The sequence below is a fragment of the Flavivirga rizhaonensis genome, assembly GCF_004791695.1.
Taxonomy (GTDB): Bacteria; Bacteroidota; Bacteroidia; order Flavobacteriales; family Flavobacteriaceae; genus Flavivirga; species Flavivirga rizhaonensis.
Window position 1 is genome coordinate 12,688 of sequence record NZ_SRSO01000031.1, and the last position, 21,686, is coordinate 34,373.

Sequence of the window (21,686 nt, forward strand, 5' to 3'; positions counted from 1 at the left end):
TACATTACGGTAACTTACCTATATTAATTAAGCTTTCTATTTTAAAATTATAATTAATACGTGTAAATATAAATGAATTCTATGATGTCACACTGAGCGCAGTCGAAGTGCTTATTTAACGATTAACAACTTTAGGGCTTCGACTGCGCTCCTGACAAAATAGATAAAAATTTAACAATCGTAAACTTAATCTTTATACTTACAATGTGTAGCATTTTGACATTCTGAAAGTATTTGAAGCATATCAAAATTTCCATTTATTAATGCTTGCTTTTTAGCTCTAGTCCATCCTTTAATTTTCTTTTCAAAATAAATAGCTTGCAAAACATCATTAAATTCTTGATAAAATTCTAATACTAAAGGTCTTCTTTTATATGTATACGAATCTCTTTTGTATCCATATTCATACTCTTTGAAACGTTTTTCGATATTATTAGTTATTCCTGTATAATAGGAATCATCTGAGCATTTTATAATGTAGACGTAATATAAATACATGTTTAGTTTTTTATGGGCTTCGACTCCGCTCAGCCTGACATTATAGTACTCTTTAGTCTTTTAAAGTAAACTTCAATTTAACATCAACAGGTTTTAGAGTAATTAAAGGGTTCGTTTTTATCGTATTATTATCGGTAGATATATGAAACTTTTTTAATATGGTATTAACTGCTAAAATCATTTCATACATCGCAAAGTTATTACCTATACATAATCTTGGTCCTGCGCCAAATGGCATATAATAAGGCATGATGCCTTTTCTGTTTTCTTCAAAAAAACGAGATGGTTTAAATACTTCTGGGTTGTCCCAATAGTTTTTATTTCTATGTAATTCATAGATGGATGCACCTATAATGGTTCCTTTTTTTAATACATAGTCATCTATTTTATCGTCTTCAATATTTACTCTATCTGTTATCCAGGCTGGTGGATATAAGCGAAGACTTTCTTCAACACAACACTTTGTGTAATTTAACTGAGAAATTTCTTGAAGAGGTGTTAAGTTTTTAGCACTCGTTTCTTCAACCTCAGTTTTAACCTTAGTCAAAGCTTCTTTATTTAAAGCCAATAGTTTTAACGTAAATGTTAAAGCATTAGCTGTTGTTTCATGACCCGCTACAAACAAAATTAATATTTCATCAATTAATTGCTCGTTAGTCATGGTTGTTCCATCTTCATAGGTTGCAGATAGTAACATATCTAAAAGATCGTCGTGTTCATCAGCCGACTCACGCCTCTGATCAATAATCGTATTGATAATACTTCGGCTCTCTTTTACCAATTTCATATGGTATTTAATCTCGCCTGTTAGGGTATACCATAGTTTCTTATATGGCATCCTTAATTCTTTAACAATAAACAATTGCAGTTTTTCAATAATAAACTGTAATCGTTTCAAAGTGTCTCTTTCTGCTGAAAAATTAAATAATGATTTAGCGACTACTTCAAACGCTAACTCATTCATTATTGGATATAAATCAACAAAGCCCTCTGTATCAATTCTATTTACTTGTACATTAATAGCGTTATCTATAATCTCTACAAGATTTTGAATTTTCTCTTTATGAAATGCGGGTTGAATTAACCGACGTTGCTTTAACCAATAATCACCGCTTGAAGTTAATAAACCGTAACCAACATATTTTGATAAATAGGTGGTTTGAATTTTAGATTTATAATATACCTTATGGTTTTTCTGAAGCATGTGTTTTGTAACAACAGCATCTCGTGTTAAAACGATGTGTCCATAAAAAGGAGATTTGATTGCAAACGTGTCGCCTACCTCATTAAACCATTTATTATGAAATGGAATGGGGTTCTTTGCTATAGTAGATGATTTTATTAAAAATTTATAAAAGGGAACTTTATTGGGGTACTTGTATTTTGGCATGCTTAAATTATTAAATAAGATTCTGAAATAACCTTTCGACTGCGCTCAAGGGGACATATCAGAATGGTCTAGAGTTAAAATAATCCGCCTTGAATATCTCCTTTTATTCTACCTAAATGTTTATATGCTTGCTCGGTAACTTCTCTCCCACGAGGTGTGCGCATAATAAACCCTTGCTGAATTAAAAAGGGCTCATACACTTCTTCTATGGTTTCTGGACTTTCACTAACTGCTGTGGCTATAGTTGTAATCCCTACAGGACCTCCTTTAAATTTATCTATGATGGTTGATAGAATTTTGTTATCCATTTCATCCAATCCATGTGCATCTACATTTAAGGCTTCTAATGCAAACTTTGCAATTTTTATATCGATGGTTCCATTACCTTTTATTTGAGCAAAATCCCGAACGCGACGTAATAAAGCATTTGCTATTCTTGGAGTTCCTCTGCTTCGTCCTGCAATTTCTATAGCTGCTTCCATAGATATTGGCATATTTAAAATGCTGGCACTTCGTTGTATAATGGTTGTTAGTAAATCCGTTTTATAATATTGCAATCTACTTTGAATACCAAAACGGGCACGCATTGGTGCCGTTAATAATCCTGAACGGGTTGTAGCTCCTACTAAGGTAAACGGATTTAAATTAATTTGCACGGATCGTGCATTAGGTCCCGACTCAATCATAATATCAATCTTATAGTCTTCCATTGCAGAATATAAATACTCTTCTACGATGGGACTCAACCGATGAATTTCATCTATAAACAATACATCGCGTTCATCTAAATTGGTTAGTAAACCTGCTAGATCGCCTGGTTTATCTAAAACAGGTCCCGATGTTACTTTTATACCTACACTTAATTCGTTAGCTAAAATATATGCTAAAGTTGTTTTTCCCAGACCTGGAGGCCCATGAAATAGTGTATGATCTAATGCTTCTGTTCTTAAGTTCGCTGCTTGAACAAATATTTGAAGGTTCTCTAAAACTTGATCCTGACCTGTAAAATCATCAAATGATAATGGTCTTAATTTTTTTTCTACATCTAATTCCTCTGGAGAGAAATTTTCGTTGGATGGATCTAGATTTTCGTTCATATTTGTAGACTCCTTTGACTGTGCTTAGGATGACATTAGTTCAGTTTAAATAGGTTCCCGCCTTCGCGAGAATGACAAAAAAGTTGAGTACAAGCAAATATAATCAAAAAGCCTTTCCAATTAGGAAAGGCTTAAGCAAATAATTTGGTTAAAATTATGGCTAGTTATAAATGGTTGGTTGGCTAATTTATAATGGTAAATTCACAGCGTCTGTTAATATCGTATTCTTCGTCACTGCAAATGCCTTCTTTAACACATTTATTAAGTGGTTGCATTTCTCCATAACCAATACTTTTTAATCGGTTTCTGTCAATGCCTTTGCTTACTAAATATTCTAAAGTAGATGCTGCACGGCTTTTGGATAAATTCAAGTTATATTGATCTGGCCCTCGTGCATCTGTATGTGCAGATACTTCTACCTCCATGTCTGGGTACTTGTTCATTAAATCGACCAGTACATTTAAAGTTGTTGCCGCATCTTCACGAATATTAGATTTATCGAAATCGAAATAGATTTTATCTAATTGAATTTGAACATCACCTCTTTCGTTTTCTTTAACACTCTCTTCTGCTACTACATACGACTCTAAAGACAAATAAATATTGTGACTAATTTTACCTTTACTGTCTGTTGAGAATTCAACATCTTGAGGAATATATGCTTTTCGTGTTCCACGAACTTTATACTTTTTATTAGGTTCTATTTTAAACAGGTAATCTGCTTTATCCCCTACAATAGTATCTTGAATTACGGTACCAGTTTCATCAAATAACGTTACTAAAGCCCCTACTAATAATTCTTTACTGTTTTTATCTTGTACAATACCTTCTACTAAATACTTGGTTAAAACATTCTCTTCTCTGGCAAAACCATATAACCTGTCATAACCACTTCTGTTAGAAGATACATAGCCTTTATTATTCTTTTCTCTTATGGTATATGCAAAATCGTCTAAACTACTATTTATAGACCCTCCTAAGTTTATAGGTTTTTCAAAGGTACCGTTTACCATATTACTCCTAAATACATCTAAACCACCATATCCTTGATGTCCGTCTGAAGAAAAGTATAGCACTCCAAGATCACTTATATAAGGAAATTGTTCACGGTGCTTTGTATTTACTTTATCACCTAAGTTTTCTGGTTCTCCATAAGTACCATCATCGTTAATAGCTACTTTATAAATATCGAATCCGCCAATAGTCCCAGGCATATCGCTGGCAAAGTATAATGTTTTCCCATCTTTACTTAAGGCTGGATGTTCTGCACTGTACGCATTTGAATTGAATGGTAATTCGGTAACGTTTGTCCATACACTATCTACAAACTCTGCTTTAAAAATTTTAATGTGGGCGATTCTCTCGGCGTCAGTTTTGGTACGTGTTTTATTGGTTCTATTGAAATACATGGTCTTAGCATCGCTACTAAATGTAGCACTACTTTCATGAGAATCTGTATTTATTTCATCTGAAAAAGGTGTTATATCTTTCATTGTTCCATCATCGTCCATAGTTGCTTTATACAAATCCAGATACGGCAAATTATTCCATGAATAGGCTGGGTTTTTACTATTTCTTGATGAAGCAAAAGCTACTTTATTATCCCCATAGAATGATAAACCAAAATCGCTGGTTGAATTAGAACTCTCAATTTGTTTTAGTTTAAATGTGTGTGGCGTCATTTTCTCTAAGCCTTCTATAAAAGCAGGTGTATTTATTTTTTTATTGAAATATCTGCTTAAATGGAAATCGGCCTCTTTATAATTTTTAGCCCCTTTTAAAGCTTGTGCATATCTAAAATGCAATTCGATATCTATAGAATCTCCGTAAGTTACAAACAGCTCGCGATAAGTTTTTATAGCTTTTTGCAAATTAGCATTGTAATAATAGCTGTCTGCCAAATTTTGAAGTACTTCCTGAGTACGTTCTTTCTTTTCATAAATTTCAGCCGCTTCAATATAGGCTCTCATTTCGAAAAGCTTATTAGCCCTTTTTAAATTTCCCTTTTGCGCCAATGCTATTCCACTAACTAATAAAAGGCTTGCAAGTATGTATATTTGTTTTTTCATGTGTAAATTTTATTGTTTTTCAACTGTCACATGTAACATCCATGACATATCTATTCTTTGGTATTGAATTTTTAGTAATGGATGTTTCATAATTGTAATCATTTTTGGTTAGAAGAATCTAGGTGAACGATCATACCCGCCTTTGAGACCGAATAAATCAATATCAAACAAAATAAATATTTCATGAGACCCTGAATTGAAATCACCTAAGTTTGTGGTTGTAAAATCGTAAGCATACCCAATTTTTAATTCTGGTGTTACTCTAAAACTTACTAATCCACTTATCGCATCATCTAAACGATAGCCTAACCCCGCTTCAAATCTATTATTAAATAACACGTTTGCTGTAATGTCTAGAGACAAAGGTGCGCCTCTCACTGATTTTGCCATAAATGCAGGTTTAAATTTTACATCTCTGTTGATGTTAAAAACATACCCCCCTGTTAAAAAATAGTGAATGTCTTGAACTCCTGTAGATTTCACACCATTTTCTGTTTCTATATGTTTTGTTGTTAGTAGATTTGGGGCAGATAAACCTATATAGTAGTTTTCGGTGAAATAAAATGCTCCGATACCTAAATTAGGAAATGTTTTACTAATGTTTTCATTAAATGCTACATCGGTAGATACGTTACCCGACTGTAAATTGAAGCCATCGAAATTAACATCAAATAATGTAACTCCGGCTTTAATACCAAGTGATAACTTAGCTTCAAATCCTACGGGTAATATATAAGCGAAATCTGCATAAATATTATTTTCATTTACGATATCTCCTATATTGTCATTAGAAAATGAAATACCCATTTCTATTTTTTCATTAATAGGTGTATGCGCGAAAAATGTCCCTGTTTTTGGTGCTCCTTCTACGCCAACCCACTGTGTTCTATACAAGCCTCCTAAATTTAGAATCGCCTCATCTGCTGTTGCATAGGCAGGATTAATAATACTCATGTTATACATATACTGAGTAAATTGAGGGTCTTGTTGTGCAAAACTTTGAAATGACAAAAGCGTCAAACTTAACAAAGCAGCTATTTTATGATATATATTTAAATTTTTCATTGTTCTTAAATTTTGCTTTATCTATAAATTATCTGCTTAAGTATAAGCGTCCTCGTTCTGGTTTGTTTTCTCCATCATTGAAATAGAAAATATAATAATAGACACCTACTGGTAACTCTCCATTTCCAATGGTTCTGGATTGATTAGAAATTCCATTAAATCTTGGTGTATTATCATTTCCTTTATACACAATGTTTCCATAGCGATTAAAAATCTCTATCGTGAAGTTTGGATATAGAACACCTAAATGATCTATATTAAACGTATCATTAGTACCGTCTCCATTTGGCGAAAATCCGTCTGGAATTATCAATTTCCCACAAGACGTTAAGTCTGTAGTAATTGCTAAACGCACACTACTTTCACAACCTGTAGTAGCATCTACTAAAACAGCGTAATAAGTAACGTTGTGGCTTAAAATGGTACTTTCTGAAATAGCTGTACCATTTGTTGCTGCATCGTACCAAATTATATTGTTTGCTAGTGCATCATATTCTGTAATGTTCAATGATAAGTCATTAATTGTTGGATCGTCATTAATACAATATTCTACAGCAGGATCAAGTAATGTTGGGGTTGGTGTGTCATTAACAATAACATCAACTTGTACACTTATTGAAGATTCACAACCAGAAGCGTTTCTTTGAGTTGCATGGTAATCTTCACCATCTACCAATATATCTGTAGCATTAAGCTGTGTTGTTAAAGCGGCATCTTCATACCAGGTAATCGTTCCTGTTACTGTTAAAGCCGCGTCTAAATCTGCAACTGTAGGATTGTCTACTAAACAAAATTCCATAGTTGCATTATTTACAACTGGAGGTGTAATGTCACTAACTGTTACTGTTATGTCTGCGGTAGCATTTGTTGTACATGCGCCCGCTGCCGTTACAGTATATGTATAAATATCGGGAGCATCTACTAAAGGATCGAAAACTCCTGTGCCACTTGCTAATGTTGGAAACCAGTCCCCTCCTGTATCTGCTACTCCTAAATAGGTAAATAAATCTGTTGGACCATCAATCACACAAATTAAAGCTGTACCACTAGTTCCCGCATTTGGTGCTGGTGTGACAGATATATCAAAACTTGTACTTGAGCTACCACATGCATTAGAAGTCGTATATGTATATGTTCCTGATGGATCCGTTGCTGGATTAAATTGATCAGTAATCACTGCTGAATTAAAGGTCCATTCACCTCCAGGGCTTGCGCCTGTTAAATTAGAATCCAGATCGAATATTCCATCTGTACTACAGAATGTAGGATCTCCATTGGATGTTCCTGCACTTAAAGGTTCTTCTACAGTAATTGTTATTGTTGTACTATCATCTACACATGGTGAAGAAGCTGTTACATAATATGTAAATTCATAACTATTAGCACTAAACCCCGTTACATCATAGGCAGTTGGAGCCGCTACTACTGTCCCTGTATTATCAGGACCTTCATACCAAATACCTCCTCCATCTTGAGAACCGTCTAGTCCATTAAAAAGATCTATTGTCGTATTATTACATTCAACAATTCCTGGATTAGCTGCAATTCCAGCGTTTGGAGATTGATATATTGTAACTGTTACTTCTGTTCTTACTGAAGATTCACATCCTGTTGTGGCGTCTGTAGCTGTTGCAAAATAATTTTCTCCATTTACTAGAGCTACAGTTCCATCCAATGGTGTTCCTCCTGTTGCATCATCGTACCATTGTATTGTGTTTCCTGTTAAAACATTTAAATCTGCAACCGTAGCTGCATCGCAAAATTCCTGAATTGCATTCGCTGTTGGTACTGGTGTATCATTTATAGTAATAGTTACCATTGGCATTTCTGGTGTATCACATCCACCTATAGCTGTTACATCGAATGTAAAACTATATGTCATTCCCGGTAACAAACGATCTAAATTCACAATGCTTCCTAATAATTCATTTGAAGGTGTATTGTCAATCCAAACACCTGGGTCAGCATCGGCACTTAAATAATCTGATAAATCTAATGTTTGTCCTGGTGTAATATCTGATATACAAAAAGCATTAGGGTTCGTTGTTGTCCCTGCATTTGGTGCATCTTCTATTGTTATACTTGTTGTTGTACTATTGATGCATCCGTTAGCATCAGTAATACTATACGTGTAATTATATGTTTGTAAACCTGTAAGTGTATTTAAATCCAGAATATTAGAAATCATTGTTCCTGTAGTATCAGTACCTGAGTACCATTGACCACCTAGATCTACTGTTCCTGATAAAAGCGTTAATAAATCAAAAGATGTATTATTTAACGCAGGATTATTTTCACAATAAGTCGCTGGATCTGCTGTTCCTGTATTAGGTTGTGTATTAATTGTAATTAATACAACTGGCATTTCCGGCGCATCGCAACCAGAGAATGATGTTACATCAAATGTAAAGCTATATGTTGTTCCAGGCAGTAGATTATCTAAACGTACAGTACTTCCTGTTAATTGATTTGAAGGTGTATCGTCAATCCAAACACCTGGGTCTGCATCGGCACTTAAATAATCTGATAAATCTAAAGTCTGTCCTGGTGCTATATCTGCTACACAAAAGGGATTCGGATTTGTTGTTGTCCCTGCATTTGGTGCATCTTCTATTGTTATACTAGTTGTTGTGCTATTTATACACCCGTTAGTATCAGTAATACTATAAGTATAATTATACGCTTGTATATTCGTAAGTGTATTTAAATCCAGAACATCAGAAATCATTGCTCCTGTAGTATCTGTACCTAAGTACCATTGTCCACCTGCATCTACTGGAGCTGTTAAAAGTGTAAATAAATCAAAAGATGTATTATTTAATGCAGGATCATTTTCACAATAGGTTGCAGGATTTGCTGTTCCTGTATTCGGTAATGGATTTATTATAATTGATACGGTTACATTGGTATCGTCACACCCTAAAATATTTGCTACATCATAAGTAAAATTATAAGTTCCAACTCTAAGACTACCAATTGTAACCTCGTTTACTGATAACTCACCCGAAGCATCATCATCATTCCATGTTCCTCCTGTGTCCTCGCCTATTAATAAATCAAATAAATTAACTGTTTGCACAGTTCCTTCACAAAACTCTGGCATAGATGCTATGGGAGTTCCTGATTCTGGCGCAGGTAGAATGGTTATGGTTATTGATTCTGTATCGGTACAAGCTCCATTATCTATTGTGTAATTGAATGTATAAGGGCTTCCTGTAACTGTAAGTCCTGTAATATTTATAGGGTTTGTTACTGGGTTATTTGTTGCATCGGTCCAAGTTCCTAAATTATTATCTTGTGACCCAAATACTAAGGCATTAAATAAATCATAAGGTGAATTGGTTGCTAATTCATTCTCACAAAACGAAGCATTTGCTGCTGTTCCTGCATTGGGGTCAGCTAACACTAAAACCTCAACTGTTGCAGAGTCATCTGGACAAGGTGTTAGAACATTTTGGAAATATGTAAAGCTATACGTATTTGGTGTAAAAGCTCCTGTTGTTAAATCTATCGGAGAAGTCACCACGGGGTCAGAACTTGAAATCCCTTGTACCCAAAAACCATTATCGTCTTCATTATTCAATAAAGTTGTCAAGTCAAAATCTGATGGTAAGTCTGCTACACAAAAGCGTGCTGGAGTTCCAATTGGTGTTCCTGAAGAAAGTATGGGTGAAATTGTAATGGTTACAGTTGAACTACTAGATGGACAAGCTCCATTACCAGAAATCGTATACCTATACACATATGTTCCTACAGTTAAAGTTGAGATATTTACTGTTCCTAAGTAGCCATTTGTTATTGGTATTGTCGAAGACGGAGGAGCAGTCCAAGTACCTCCCATTTGTGGAAAACCTTCTAATTCATCAAATAAATTGAAAGGTGTAGCAAGGATATTATCTTCACAATATGGTGGTAAAATTCCTGGTAATCCTGCATCTGCTGGAACATCAACATTAACTAATACTGCAACGGCATCACTATCACAGCCAGCAAGTCCCTGAATTTGAACATAATAAGTAGTACCGTCTACTAATAGATCTGAATCTAACAATGGTGCTCCTATAGGTATTTCAGAGCCATTAACTGCTGCATACCATAAATAATTAGTAGCTGGAGTACCTGGCTTTAAATCTTCTATTTTTGGAAGTTCTGGTAGATTAGTGCAGAAATTTTGTACAATATCAGGCATTGGTTCTTGAGGTGCAGAGATTAGAGCTATTGTTGCAGGCTCAGCCTGACTTTTACAAGTTCCAAAAGCGTCTACAAATACTACAAATATTGCTATTCCTGGATTTGGAATTACATCAGTAGTGTTTGCTTGATTAAGTAAACTGTCATCATAATAAATTTCAACACTACCTCCTGGAGGGATAATTGATTGTAGAATCTCATCTGTATAAGTCTGAATGGTAGCTCCCTCATTGCTGCAATAATTACCCTTTAAGTTTATTCCTGTAGGAGGGTCTAAGACAAAATCTATATTTATAGCTGTTCGATTTCCAGCCCCGTTACAGGTTCCTGAATCATCATCAACATAATAAGTCCCTTCTACAACGAGTTCGGTCGGAAAAAAAGCAGTTCCTCCTGTTGGAACATCATACCACTGTACACCATTACCTCCATCTTCTACAAAATTGTGTGTTGATGTTGGTCCCGTTAAATCAGCAAAAGTTAATCCAGAAGCATCACAAATTGGAGTCGTAGGATTTATTATGGGGCATTGTGCAGAAACTGACAATGAAACACAAAATAACATTAAAACATAAAATGTATTCTTCAATACATTTCTATATGTTAGAGTCGTTTTCATAATTGAAAATTTATATTCATATTTAGTTGGTTTAGAATAAGGCATGTAAAATTTCAAAAATATTTTGATTGAAAGTTTTTCATAAAATTATTCAATTCGCAATTTAACGGATATTTTTGTATTTCGTCGATTTTTTTATATTTTTTTTGTATTTCGTCGATAAAATCTGCAAATAAGCGATGTTCAAGAGTTGTCCTTATTTGTTTTTAAGAGCAAAAAATATGTTTGTGAGGATTTTTTTGTAGTACAAATCTTATATAATAAAGAGCAAAAGGAGATAAAATACTAAAAGCCAAAGCCTTTCTAAATTAGAAAGGCTTTGGCTTTTATATTAAAAAGTTATGTTTACTAGTGTACGCTAGTGTTGCAATTCTTCTTCTCCGTCTTTTAGAGGAATATTTTGTGGAACGAAATCTACATCGTGACCTGGCTTACTATAATCATAAGCCCAACGGTACACATGTGGAATTTCTCCAGGCCAGTTTCCATGCATATGCTCAACTGGTGCAGTCCACTCTAAAGTTGTAGACTTCCAAGGGTTTTGTGTTGCTTTCTTTCCAAAGAATATACTGCTAAAGAAGTTATATAAGTAAACGATTTGAACTGCCCCTCCTATTAAAGCAAATATGGTAATAATAACATTTACATTAGCTAAATCGTCAAATAAAGGGAAGTTACTATTTGTATAATAACGACGCGGTAATCCTGCCATTCCTATAAAATGCATTGGGAAAAATACGCCATAAGCACAAACTGCTGTTATCCAAAAATGGATATATCCTAAGTTCTTATTTAACATCTTACCAAACATCTTAGGATACCAGTGATAGATTCCTGCAAACATACCATATAATGCAGATATACCCATTACCAAGTGGAAATGCGCTACTACAAAATAAGTATCATGTACATTAATATCTAAAGCACTATCTCCTAAAATAATTCCTGTTAAACCTCCTGTAATAAATGTAGATACAAAACCGATAGAGAATAGCATCGCTGGATTCATCTGTAAGTTTCCTTTCCAAAGCGTGGTTATCCAGTTAAATGCTTTTACTGCAGATGGTATTGCAATTAATAGGGTTGTAAATGTAAATACAGATCCTAAGAATGGATTCATTCCTGAAACGAACATATGGTGACCCCATACTATTGTAGAAAGGAATGCAATCGCTAAAATAGAAGCAATCATTGCACGATACCCAAAGATTGGTTTACGTGAATTGGATGCCATGATTTCTGAAACTAATCCCATTGCCGGTAATATGACAATATAAACTTCTGGATGTCCTAAAAACCAGAATAAGTGTTCAAACAATACTGGTGAACCTCCTTGATAATGCAATACTTCTCCTTGAATGAATATATCTGATAAGAAGAATGATGTTCCAAAACTTCTATCCATTATTAATAATAAAGCAGCAGATAATAATACCGGGAAAGATATAACCCCTATAACTGCTGTAATAAAAAATGCCCAAATTGTTAAAGGTAGTCTTGTCATAGACATCCCTTTAGTACGTAAGTTAATTACTGTAACAATATAGTTAAGCGATCCTAATAATGATGAGGCTATGAATATAGCCATAGATACCAACCATAAGGTCATACCCATTCCAGAACCTCCTTGCGCCATTGGCAATGCACTTAATGGCGGATAAATTGTCCATCCTGCCGCTGCTGGTCCTGCTTCAACAAATAAAGAAATTACCATGATCACACTTGATAAGAAGAATAACCAATACGATACCATATTTAAAAAACCTGATGCCATATCTCTCGCACCGATTTGCAACGGAATTAATAGGTTACTAAACGTACCACTTAAACCAGCTGTTAATACAAAGAATACCATGATGGTACCATGTATAGTTACTAAAGCTAAATAGATATCTGCATCCATAACACCATCTGGTGCCCATTTACCTAATAATGCTTCAAACAATACATTAGGTTCTTCTGGCCATGCAATTTGCATACGAAACATCATAGACATTAATACACCTATAACTCCCATAATAGTACCTGTAACAAGGTACTGTTTAGCAATCATCTTATGGTCTTGACTAAATATATATTTAGTTACAAACGTTTCTTTATGATGATGTCCGTGGTCGTCTTCGTGTGCGTGAGTATCTGCGTGTGCTGACATAATCTTATATCGTTTTATCTTTTAAAATTAGTTAATTAGAGAATTTTTGAATGCTTTCTGCTCTTTTATCCAAGCATTATATTCTTCTTGAGTTTCTACAACTATCTTCATTTGCATGTTGTAATGAGACTTTCCACAAATTTTATTACATAATAGTATATAATCAAATTCGTAAGATTCTAAAGGCTCTTCTCCTTTTGCTAATAGAGGTTTACTATTCTCTACTCTAATATTATTAATTCTTTTAACTTTTTCTTGCATTTGAGGTGTTTCACGCATTTCTGCAGTAGTCACTGTTGGCGTGAAACCAAATTGTGTGATCATTCCTGGAACACAGTTCATTTGAGCTCTGAAATGTGGCATATATGCTGAATGTAAGACATCTTGTGAGCGCATTTTAAATAATACAGGTTTACCAACTGGTAAATGTAACTCGGTAGTAATCACATCGTCTTGCGCATTAGGATCTGCTTCATCTATACCTAAGATATTAGCGCGATCAATATCAATTAAACGTACATTAGCTTTTCCTAAAGTATTATCTGCTCCAGCGTATCTGGCTTTCCAGTTAAACTGTTGTGCGTATAACTCAACTACTAAAGGATCATCACTTTCATCAACACCCATAATATTAATCCAGGTGTTTAATCCGTAAATAATCAATCCAGCTAAAACTATTACTGGAATAATTGTCCAAATAGCTTCTAGTTTATTGTTATCTGCAAAGAATAATGCTTTCTTCCCTTTTTCACCTTTATATTTAAATGCAAAATAGTGTAGTAAAAACTGCGTAACCGTTTGTACAAAAAAGATAATTACCATAGAAATAACCATCAAATTATCAATAGTTGGTCCATGTGCAGACGCAGAATTTGACATTAATGGTAAATCACCCCATTTTACTAAACATACAATGGTTATGATATAAATGAAAGCTAAAAAGCCCATCATTAAATATGCATTCAACGTATTGTCTTTATCTGTAGCAACTTGAGAATTTTCGTTTTTAGCTTGTGCTAAATCGAAAATCTTTACCATTTGCCAAATGGCAATTAAAATAAATACTAAAACTATAATTGTTAATAAAGCAGTCATTTGTATCGTTCGTCTTTATTTATTTCTTAATTAATAATGAAATTCTTCACTTTCTTTTCTAAAAGGGTATCCTTTTACTAGTAATGGCGCTTTTGTTAAAGCTGTAAATACTATAAATATGAATAGTCCTGCAAATAGTAATACTGAACTTATTTCTGGAATCCCTATAAACCATCTATCACCAACGGTTGCTGGCATGATCATATTGAAAATATCAATATAATGACCTGCTAATATTACCAATCCAGCCATAACAACAAACCATGGAATACGTTTGTAATCGGCATTCATTAGCATTAATATTGGAAATACGAAGTTCATAACCACCATACCTAAAAATGGTAATTTATAATCTTGAAAACGTGTTACAAAATAGGTAACTTCTTCTGGGATATTTGAGTACCAAATAAGCATGAATTGAGAAAACCATAAGTACGTCCAGAAAATACTGAATGCAAACATAAATTTAGCAACGTCATGCAAATGGTTTTCATTAACAAACTCTAATTGTCCTTTAGATTTTAAGTATAAAGTGATTAAAGCTAATACTGTTATGCCACTTACAAACATACTAGCAAAGACATACCAACCAAACAGTGTTGAGAACCAGTGTGGGTCTACACTCATAATCCAATCCCAAGACATCATAGACTCTGTGTAAATAAAGAATACTAAAAACCCTGCTGCTATACGGAATGACTTTTTAAAATTGCTTTTATCTTCGGCTGTATCTTGTGCAATAGAAAATTTACGTGAAAAATGACGATATAAACTCCATCCGCCTATAAATATAAGCGCTCGAATTAAAAATCCAGTTTTATTTAACCAGCCAGATTTCCCAGCTACCAACTTATCATAATCCGCATGATCTGGATTGGTCATGTTCTCATTCATCCAAACGAAAATATGATCTCCTGAGAACATTGCTATGGCCACCACTATTAAAGCTCCTGGTAATAAATAAGCGGTCATACCTTCCATGACTCTAAATAATACCGGAGACCATCCTGCCTGTGATGCGATTTGAATCGCATAAAAGGCTAATATTCCTAAAGCAATCATCATAAAGAAAAATGCAGCAACGTACAATGCAGACCAAGGTCTGTTATGAATTTGATGTTGTACGTGTTTTGCGTGCTTATCACCGTGATGTGCGTCAGTAACATGTGCTGCTGCTTCATGCCCTTTTTCGGCGTGTGTATCTGCTACAGCATGTGTTGCTTCTTCTGCATGACCACCTCCATGATGAGAGGCCTCTTCAGCAAGCATTGTTTTTACTTCTTCTAAAGATTTATGAGATGTCAAAAAACCATATCCCACACCCAATGCACCTAGTATCATTAGTATGAAAGAAAATGTCTTTAATTTATTTGAAAATGTATACATATCTATAATAATCTTATCAATCTTACTTTTCTAAATCTGATTTTAACTTCAACACGTATGCTACTACTTGCCAACGTTCCTCTTCGTTCAATTGGTTAGCATAAGAACCCATTGCGTTTTTACCATAATAAATAGTATGGTAAATACTTCCTACTGTTATTGCTCTTCCAGCATCATCATAACTTGGAATACCAAGAATTTTTTCACGCTTTACAAGCTTCCCTTGTCCATCCCCTTTATTACCATGACAAATGCCACAGTAGATATCATATAATGCTTTTCCTCTATCTAAATCTACTTGAGTAGAATCTAATGTACTTACTAATGTCGTTTTGGCTAACTCGTAACCTGCTGTTGTATTATCAATATCAAAAGGTATATATCCTCTCGCTACTGATCCTTCTGCAGGTAATTGTGCTTCCAAACCATTAGGAAACGCTGCCTCGCCATAAGTCTCATATCCTTCAGACTCATACATATTAGGCATGAATTGATAGTTAGGAGCTGAATCTTTTTTACATGATACAGAAACAAAAACTACTGCTACTACTAATATTTTAATTAAGCTTTTCATTTGTCAACTTATATTGTCTTTTTTGTCAAATGTAATTCACAAAACATTTTAATTTTTTAAAAATCTAAAAATTAAATTCTGTTTATGCTCATTTCATATTTATTATTAATGGGCTTTATCAACTAAATTAACTTCAACTGCTCCAGTTTCTTTAAGCAAGCTTTCTAATTCATTTTCATTACCATGAACTGCTATTTCCATTAAGAAATGATCATCTGTAGTTCTAGGATCTGGATTTTCGGCTTCTTTAAAAGGCCACATTCTACTACGTAAGTAAAATGTTATTACCATTAAGTGAGCCGCGAAAAAGACTGTTAACTCAAACATAATTGGCACAAATGCCGGCATGTTTTCTATATAACTAAAACTTGGTTTACCTCCAATGTTCTGAGGCCAGTCTTCAATCATAATGAAATTCATCATGACAATAGCAACAGTTAAACCAACTAAACCATACATAAATGCTGTAATAGCAATACGTGTAGGTGCTAACCCCATGGCTTTGTCTAGTCCGTGAACTGGAAATGGTGTATATATTTCTTCAATGTGATGTTTTTCTGCCTTAACTTTTTTAACAGCAGACATTAATACATCATCATCCGTATAAATAGCGTGAATAACTTTTGAAGCTTCCATTGACTATATTTAGTTTATTAAATTTTTAGCTTGTCCAGACCAATCATCACGTTCTGCTCTTCCTGGGAAAGAACCTGTAATAGAATCTAACAAGTCATATTCTTTTTTCGTCATCTTACTAACCTGAAGGAAGGTATAAATACCAATACTGTTAAGCGTTTCTTCCATTTTAGGTCCGATACCATTTACTTTCTTCAAGTCATCAGCTTCTTGTGTAGCAGCATCAAAAGCGCCTATACTTCCAAGTAAATCATTTACTTTAGCCGAATTACCTTCTGTTGAATTATCCTCTTCAGTAGTAGTTGTTTTAGCTGCTAGTGCTGGCTTAGGAGCTTGTCCTCCTGAAGTTCTTGCATCCACTCCTGTACCTACTAAGCTATCTCCTCTCTCTCTAATTTTCTTATAACGCTCTCCAGAAGATTTCAAAATTGTTTTAACCTCTGCTTGTGCTATTACTGGGAACGTTCTTGAGTATAATAAGAATAATACAAAGAAGAATCCAATAGTTCCAATAAAGATACCTATATCTACAAATGTTGGGGAGAACATGGTCCATGATGATGGTAAGTAATCTCTGTGTAACGATGTTACAATAATTACAAAACGTTCAAACCACATGCCTATATTTACCACAATAGAGATAAAGAAAGAGAACATAATACTTGTTCTTAATTTCTTAAACCACATGAATTGTGGAGAGAATACATTACAAGTCATCATTGCCCAATATGCCCACCAGTAAGGTCCTGTTGCTCTGTTTAAGAACGCATATTGTTCGTATTCTACACCAGAATACCACGCAATAAATAACTCTGTAATATATGCTACACCAACTATAGAACCAGTAATCATAATTACTATGTTCATTAATTCGATGTGTTGTACTGTTATATAATCTTCAAGGCTACACACTTTTCTCATGATAATAAGAAGTGTATTTACCATCGCAAATCCTGAGAATACCGCTCCTGCAACAAAGTAAGGTGGGAATATTGTGGTATGCCAACCTGGTATTACCGATGTTGCGAAGTCAAATGATACAATGGTGTGTACAGAAAGTACTAATGGTGTTGCTAAACCTGCAAGTACCAAAGATACTTCTTCAAAACGTTGCCAATCTTTAGCACGACCAGACCATCCGAAACTTAATAAAGAATATATTTTCTTTTGGAAAGGCTTAATCGCTCTATCACGTAACATAGCAAAATCTGGTAGTAAACCTGTCCACCAGAATACTAATGATACAGATAAATACGTAGATATTGCAAATACATCCCAAAGTAATGGAGAGTTAAAGTTTACCCATAAAGAACCAAATTGATTTGGAATAGGTAATACCCAATAACCTAACCATGGACGACCCATGTGAATGATTGGAAACAATCCTGCCTGAACAACAGAGAAAATGGTCATTGCTTCTGCAGAACGGTTAATTGCCATTCTCCATTTTTGACGGAATAATAATAGTACCGCAGAAATGAGTGTTCCTGCGTGACCAATACCAACCCACCAAACGAAGTTAGTAATATCCCAGGCCCAACCTACGGTCTTGTTTAAACCCCAAGTTCCAATACCTGTTGATATGGTATAAATAATACATCCAATTCCCCAAAGAAAAGCTACAAGTGATATGCTAAAAACTATCCACCATTGTTTATTTGCTTTTCCCTCCACAGGTTTTGCCACATCGACAGTAACATCGTGATATGATTTTTCGCCTGTAACTAAAGGTCTTCTAATAGGTGCTTCGTAATGAGACGCCATAATTATATAATTGATTCTTTAATTAGATTTATGCTTCTGTTATATTTCTCACTTTTGTTTGATACTGCACATTTGGCTTAGTACCAACACTTTCTAATAAGTGATACATACGATTATCTTTTAAAAGTTTTGCAACTTTACTTTCTTTATCATTGATATCTCCAAATGACATAGCACCGCTACTACAAGCTGCAGAACATGCTGTTTGGAATTCACCATCTTTAATTTCACGTCCGTCACGTTTTGCATCAAGAATCGTTTTTTGTGTCATTTGAATACACATAGAACATTTTTCCATCACACCACGAGAACGTACAACGACATCTGGATTTAATACCATACGTCCTAAATCATCATTCATATGATAATCGAACTCATCATTTCCATTGTATAAGAACCAGTTGAAACGACGTACTTTATAAGGACAGTTGTTTGCACAGTATCTAGTACCTACACAACGGTTATAAGCCATATGGTTTTGACCTTGACGACCGTGTGATGTTGCTGCCACTGGGCATACAGTTTCACAAGGTGCGTGGTTACAATGTTGACACATTACTGGTTGGAACGCTACCTGAGGATTCTCAGATGCATTTTCCATTTCACCAAATTCACTTAATGAACTTCCTAATCCAGATATATCATCTTTCTTAGTATTGTCACCTTCAAATGATTCTTCAGATGAATAATATCTATCAATACGTAACCAATGCATATCGCGGCTACGACGTACTTCAGTCTTACCAACCACAGGTACATTGTTTTCTGCATGACATGCAATAACACAAGCTCCACATCCCGTACATGCATTTAAGTCGATTGATAAGTTGAAATGATGTCCAATTGAACGATCAAATTCATCCCATAAATCAACCTCTGGTGATGTTACTGGAACAGGTTCGTGATTTAAAGATACTGTAGGAACTGCATTCCAATGTTTTTTATCTTTTGTGTTGAATATCTCTAAAGTTGTTTCTTTAATGATATCACCACGTCCCATTAAGGTATTATGTAACTGTACTGAAGCAAATTCATGCTCTCCAGCTGCTGGTTCTATAGTTACTGTTTGTACGCTATTAAAATCTTGATATAATGCATAGGCATTAACACCTGTTTGCATTTCTGTTTTTAAACCTAATGTTTTTCCATAACCTAGTGCTAATCCAACAGAACCTTTTGCTTGTCCTGGTTGAATCATTACTGGAGCAGTAATTGTTACTCCGTTAACTGTAACATTAGCATAGCTACCATTTAATGCGCCGTTAGCAACGTGCTTATTAATTAAACCTTTTTCATCAGCATCTGCTTTTGAAATCGTTAAGTAATTATCCCAAGATGCTCTTGTAATTGGATCTGGAAACTCTTGTAACCATGGGTTGTTGGCTTGTTGCCCATCTCCCATACCTACTTTGGTATATAATGTTAATTCTAATCCTTTACTTTTTGCAGAAACTGCTAAAGCTCTTGCTGCATTTCCTGAGGGTGCTGTTTCAGCAATTTCTTCAGCACTATCATCTGATGAAGTTTCCTCTGTTGTATCAACTGTTTCAGTAGCAATAGCTCCAACAAATACACCATCGTGTAATGCTTTATTGAAAGAACTTCCTCCTAAAATATCGGTTCCCCAAGCGTCTTTAATATAATCATGGTAAGAAACATTATTTCCTATCCATTTTAATAAAACGTCTTGAAATTGTTTTGTATCGAATAAAGGACGAATAGTTGGTTGTGTTAATGCGTAATGTCCTTTTTTAAGTTCTACATCTCCCCACGATTCTAAGTAATGAGGTGCTGCTGCTATATATTGAGCTTTAGAAGATGTTTCATCAACCTTCATTGAAAACGCAATTGACAATCTTGTTTTCTTTAAGCCTTCTTCAAATTCTGAAGCATTAGAAAGTGTGTACATTGGATTTACACCACTCATGATGATGGCTCCAACTTTACCTGCTTTCATATCTGCTATTAAACCTGCAACAGCTTTATCACTACCTTGTCTAGTTTTAATAGGTGTTTTAGGGTCGAATGCTTTACTTGCTAAAGTTTCATTTATTTCTAGAGCAATTGTTTGTGCATTTACATCTTGAATTCCTGTAACAACAACACCATTGCTTCCTGCCTTTTTAAGTTGAGAAGCAGCGCTTTTTACAGCGGCTTCTACTTTTTCTGAAAGTCCTTTTACTGAAACATTGTTACCAGTAATTAAACTATACAATTTGGCTAAAACTAATTTTTGCTGTGTTGGCGTTAATGGCACACGCTTATCTGCATTAGCACCAGTTAAAGACATATTTGACTCAAACTGTACGTGACGTGACATTTTTCCATGATCTGGTACTCTGTTTTTAGAGTATCCAGAATCAAAACCGCCTCCTTGCCAATCTCCTAAGAAATCAGCACCAACAGACACGATAGTCATGGCCTTAGAGAAATCGTAATTCGCTAATCCGCGTTCTCCATATTTAGCTTGGTAAGCATCTAATGCAGCAGATTCTGAAACAGCATCATAAGCTACATGACGAACATTACCGTATTTTTCTTTAAATTCTGAAATTAACTTGCTAGTAGATGGACTTGCAAATGTTTGTGTTAACAACACAATATCTTTATTTGCAGCAGCAATATTTGTTAACTTTTCAGTTGTTTCAGAGTTAAAAGTATCCCAAGAAATAGATGCTTCTCCTTTTCTAGGACCTTGTATTCTTAAACTGTCATACAAACCTAAAACTGAAGCATTCACTCTAGCATTTGCACTACCATTGGTAGCTGCCATAGTATTGTTTTCAATCTTAATTGGACGACCTTCTCTCGTTTTTACTAAAACACTAGCAAAATCAAATCCATCAGCAATAGTAGTTGCATAGTAGTTAGCAACACCAGGGATAATTTCCGTAGGTTGCACTACATAAGGAATAGATTTTTTAACAGGACCTTCACAAGCCGCTAATGATGCAGCTGCAGTACTAAAACCTACGTACTTTAAGAAATCACGACGCGTTGTAGCCGTTTCTTCTAATGTTTCTTTATCACCTAAAAATTCATCAGTAGGAATTTCTGCTACAAACTCGTTTTGTTTTAGCGTCTCAACAATAGAACTATTTTCGTTTAGCTCTTCAACACTTTTCCAGTATTTCTTGTTTGATGACATAT

General features: G+C 34.6%; 13 protein-coding genes. All 13 read right to left on the reverse strand.

Features of this window, described 5'->3' with window-relative positions; translation table 11 throughout:
* Positions 1–186 precede the first annotated feature (186 nt).
* The gene (locus EM932_RS17550; protein WP_135878511.1) at positions 187–498 is read right to left on the reverse strand and encodes a GIY-YIG nuclease family protein; all 312 of its coding nucleotides are present in this window, start codon (positions 496–498) and stop codon (positions 187–189) included.
* Positions 499–550: 52 nt separating this feature from the next.
* Positions 551–1,888, reverse strand: a complete 1,338-nt coding sequence (locus EM932_RS17555; protein WP_135878512.1) for a cytochrome P450 — start codon at positions 1,886–1,888, stop codon at positions 551–553.
* Between the two features lie 74 nt (positions 1,889–1,962).
* On the reverse strand, positions 1,963–2,985 hold the full coding sequence (gene ruvB / locus EM932_RS17560) for a Holliday junction branch migration DNA helicase RuvB (protein WP_135878513.1): 1,023 nt from the start codon (positions 2,983–2,985) through the stop codon (positions 1,963–1,965).
* A 182-nt stretch (positions 2,986–3,167) separates the two neighbouring features.
* Entirely contained in the window at positions 3,168–5,054 is a 1,887-nt protein-coding gene (locus EM932_RS17565) for an OmpA family protein (RefSeq protein ID WP_135878514.1), read from the reverse strand.
* A gap of 108 nt (positions 5,055–5,162) precedes the next feature.
* Positions 5,163–6,119 carry a PorP/SprF family type IX secretion system membrane protein gene (locus tag EM932_RS17570; protein WP_135878515.1) on the reverse strand — a complete coding sequence of 319 codons (957 nt, stop codon included), beginning with the start codon at positions 6,117–6,119 and terminating at the stop codon, positions 5,163–5,165.
* Positions 6,120–6,147: 28 nt separating this feature from the next.
* Entirely contained in the window at positions 6,148–10,929 is a 4,782-nt protein-coding gene (locus tag EM932_RS17575) for a gliding motility-associated C-terminal domain-containing protein (protein ID WP_170179840.1), read from the reverse strand.
* A gap of 358 nt (positions 10,930–11,287) precedes the next feature.
* Positions 11,288–13,081: a cytochrome c oxidase subunit I gene (locus tag EM932_RS17580; RefSeq protein WP_135878517.1), complete on the reverse strand. Its 1,794-nt coding sequence runs from the start codon at positions 13,079–13,081 to the stop codon at positions 11,288–11,290.
* 27 nt (positions 13,082–13,108) lie between these two features.
* Positions 13,109–14,176: a cytochrome c oxidase subunit II gene (locus EM932_RS17585; RefSeq protein ID WP_135878518.1), complete on the reverse strand. Its 1,068-nt coding sequence runs from the start codon at positions 14,174–14,176 to the stop codon at positions 13,109–13,111.
* A gap of 30 nt (positions 14,177–14,206) precedes the next feature.
* Positions 14,207–15,562, reverse strand: coding sequence for a quinol:cytochrome C oxidoreductase (locus EM932_RS17590; protein ID WP_135878519.1), 1,356 nt, complete (start codon positions 15,560–15,562; stop codon positions 14,207–14,209).
* A 22-nt stretch (positions 15,563–15,584) separates the two neighbouring features.
* The gene (locus EM932_RS17595) at positions 15,585–16,136 is read right to left on the reverse strand and encodes a c-type cytochrome (RefSeq protein WP_170179841.1); all 552 of its coding nucleotides are present in this window, start codon (positions 16,134–16,136) and stop codon (positions 15,585–15,587) included.
* Positions 16,137–16,241: 105 nt separating this feature from the next.
* Entirely contained in the window at positions 16,242–16,772 is a 531-nt protein-coding gene (locus EM932_RS17600) for a DUF3341 domain-containing protein (RefSeq protein WP_135878520.1), read from the reverse strand.
* Positions 16,773–16,781: 9 nt separating this feature from the next.
* Positions 16,782–18,536: an NrfD/PsrC family molybdoenzyme membrane anchor subunit gene (gene nrfD, locus EM932_RS17605; RefSeq protein ID WP_135878521.1), complete on the reverse strand. Its 1,755-nt coding sequence runs from the start codon at positions 18,534–18,536 to the stop codon at positions 16,782–16,784.
* 28 nt (positions 18,537–18,564) lie between these two features.
* Positions 18,565–21,684, reverse strand: a complete 3,120-nt coding sequence (locus tag EM932_RS17610) for a TAT-variant-translocated molybdopterin oxidoreductase (protein WP_135878522.1) — start codon at positions 21,682–21,684, stop codon at positions 18,565–18,567.
* Between the last annotated feature and the right edge of the window lie 2 nt (positions 21,685–21,686).

Coding starts and splice junctions, on each gene's coding strand:
- EM932_RS17550 (WP_135878511.1), bottom strand. CDS start 498: ATGTATTTATATTACGTCTACATTATAAAATGCTCAGATGATTCCTAT.
- EM932_RS17555 (WP_135878512.1), bottom strand. CDS start 1,888: ATGCCAAAATACAAGTACCCCAATAAAGTTCCCTTTTATAAATTTTTA.
- ruvB (WP_135878513.1), bottom strand. CDS start 2,985: ATGAACGAAAATCTAGATCCATCCAACGAAAATTTCTCTCCAGAGGAA.
- EM932_RS17565 (WP_135878514.1), bottom strand. CDS start 5,054: ATGAAAAAACAAATATACATACTTGCAAGCCTTTTATTAGTTAGTGGA.
- EM932_RS17570 (WP_135878515.1), bottom strand. CDS start 6,119: ATGAAAAATTTAAATATATATCATAAAATAGCTGCTTTGTTAAGTTTG.
- EM932_RS17575 (WP_170179840.1), bottom strand. CDS start 10,929: ATGAAAACGACTCTAACATATAGAAATGTATTGAAGAATACATTTTAT.
- EM932_RS17580 (WP_135878517.1), bottom strand. CDS start 13,081: ATGTCAGCACACGCAGATACTCACGCACACGAAGACGACCACGGACAT.
- EM932_RS17585 (WP_135878518.1), bottom strand. CDS start 14,176: ATGACTGCTTTATTAACAATTATAGTTTTAGTATTTATTTTAATTGCC.
- EM932_RS17590 (WP_135878519.1), bottom strand. CDS start 15,562: ATGTATACATTTTCAAATAAATTAAAGACATTTTCTTTCATACTAATG.
- EM932_RS17595 (WP_170179841.1), bottom strand. CDS start 16,136: ATGAAAAGCTTAATTAAAATATTAGTAGTAGCAGTAGTTTTTGTTTCT.
- EM932_RS17600 (WP_135878520.1), bottom strand. CDS start 16,772: ATGGAAGCTTCAAAAGTTATTCACGCTATTTATACGGATGATGATGTA.
- nrfD (WP_135878521.1), bottom strand. CDS start 18,536: ATGGCGTCTCATTACGAAGCACCTATTAGAAGACCTTTAGTTACAGGC.
- EM932_RS17610 (WP_135878522.1), bottom strand. CDS start 21,684: ATGTCATCAAACAAGAAATACTGGAAAAGTGTTGAAGAGCTAAACGAA.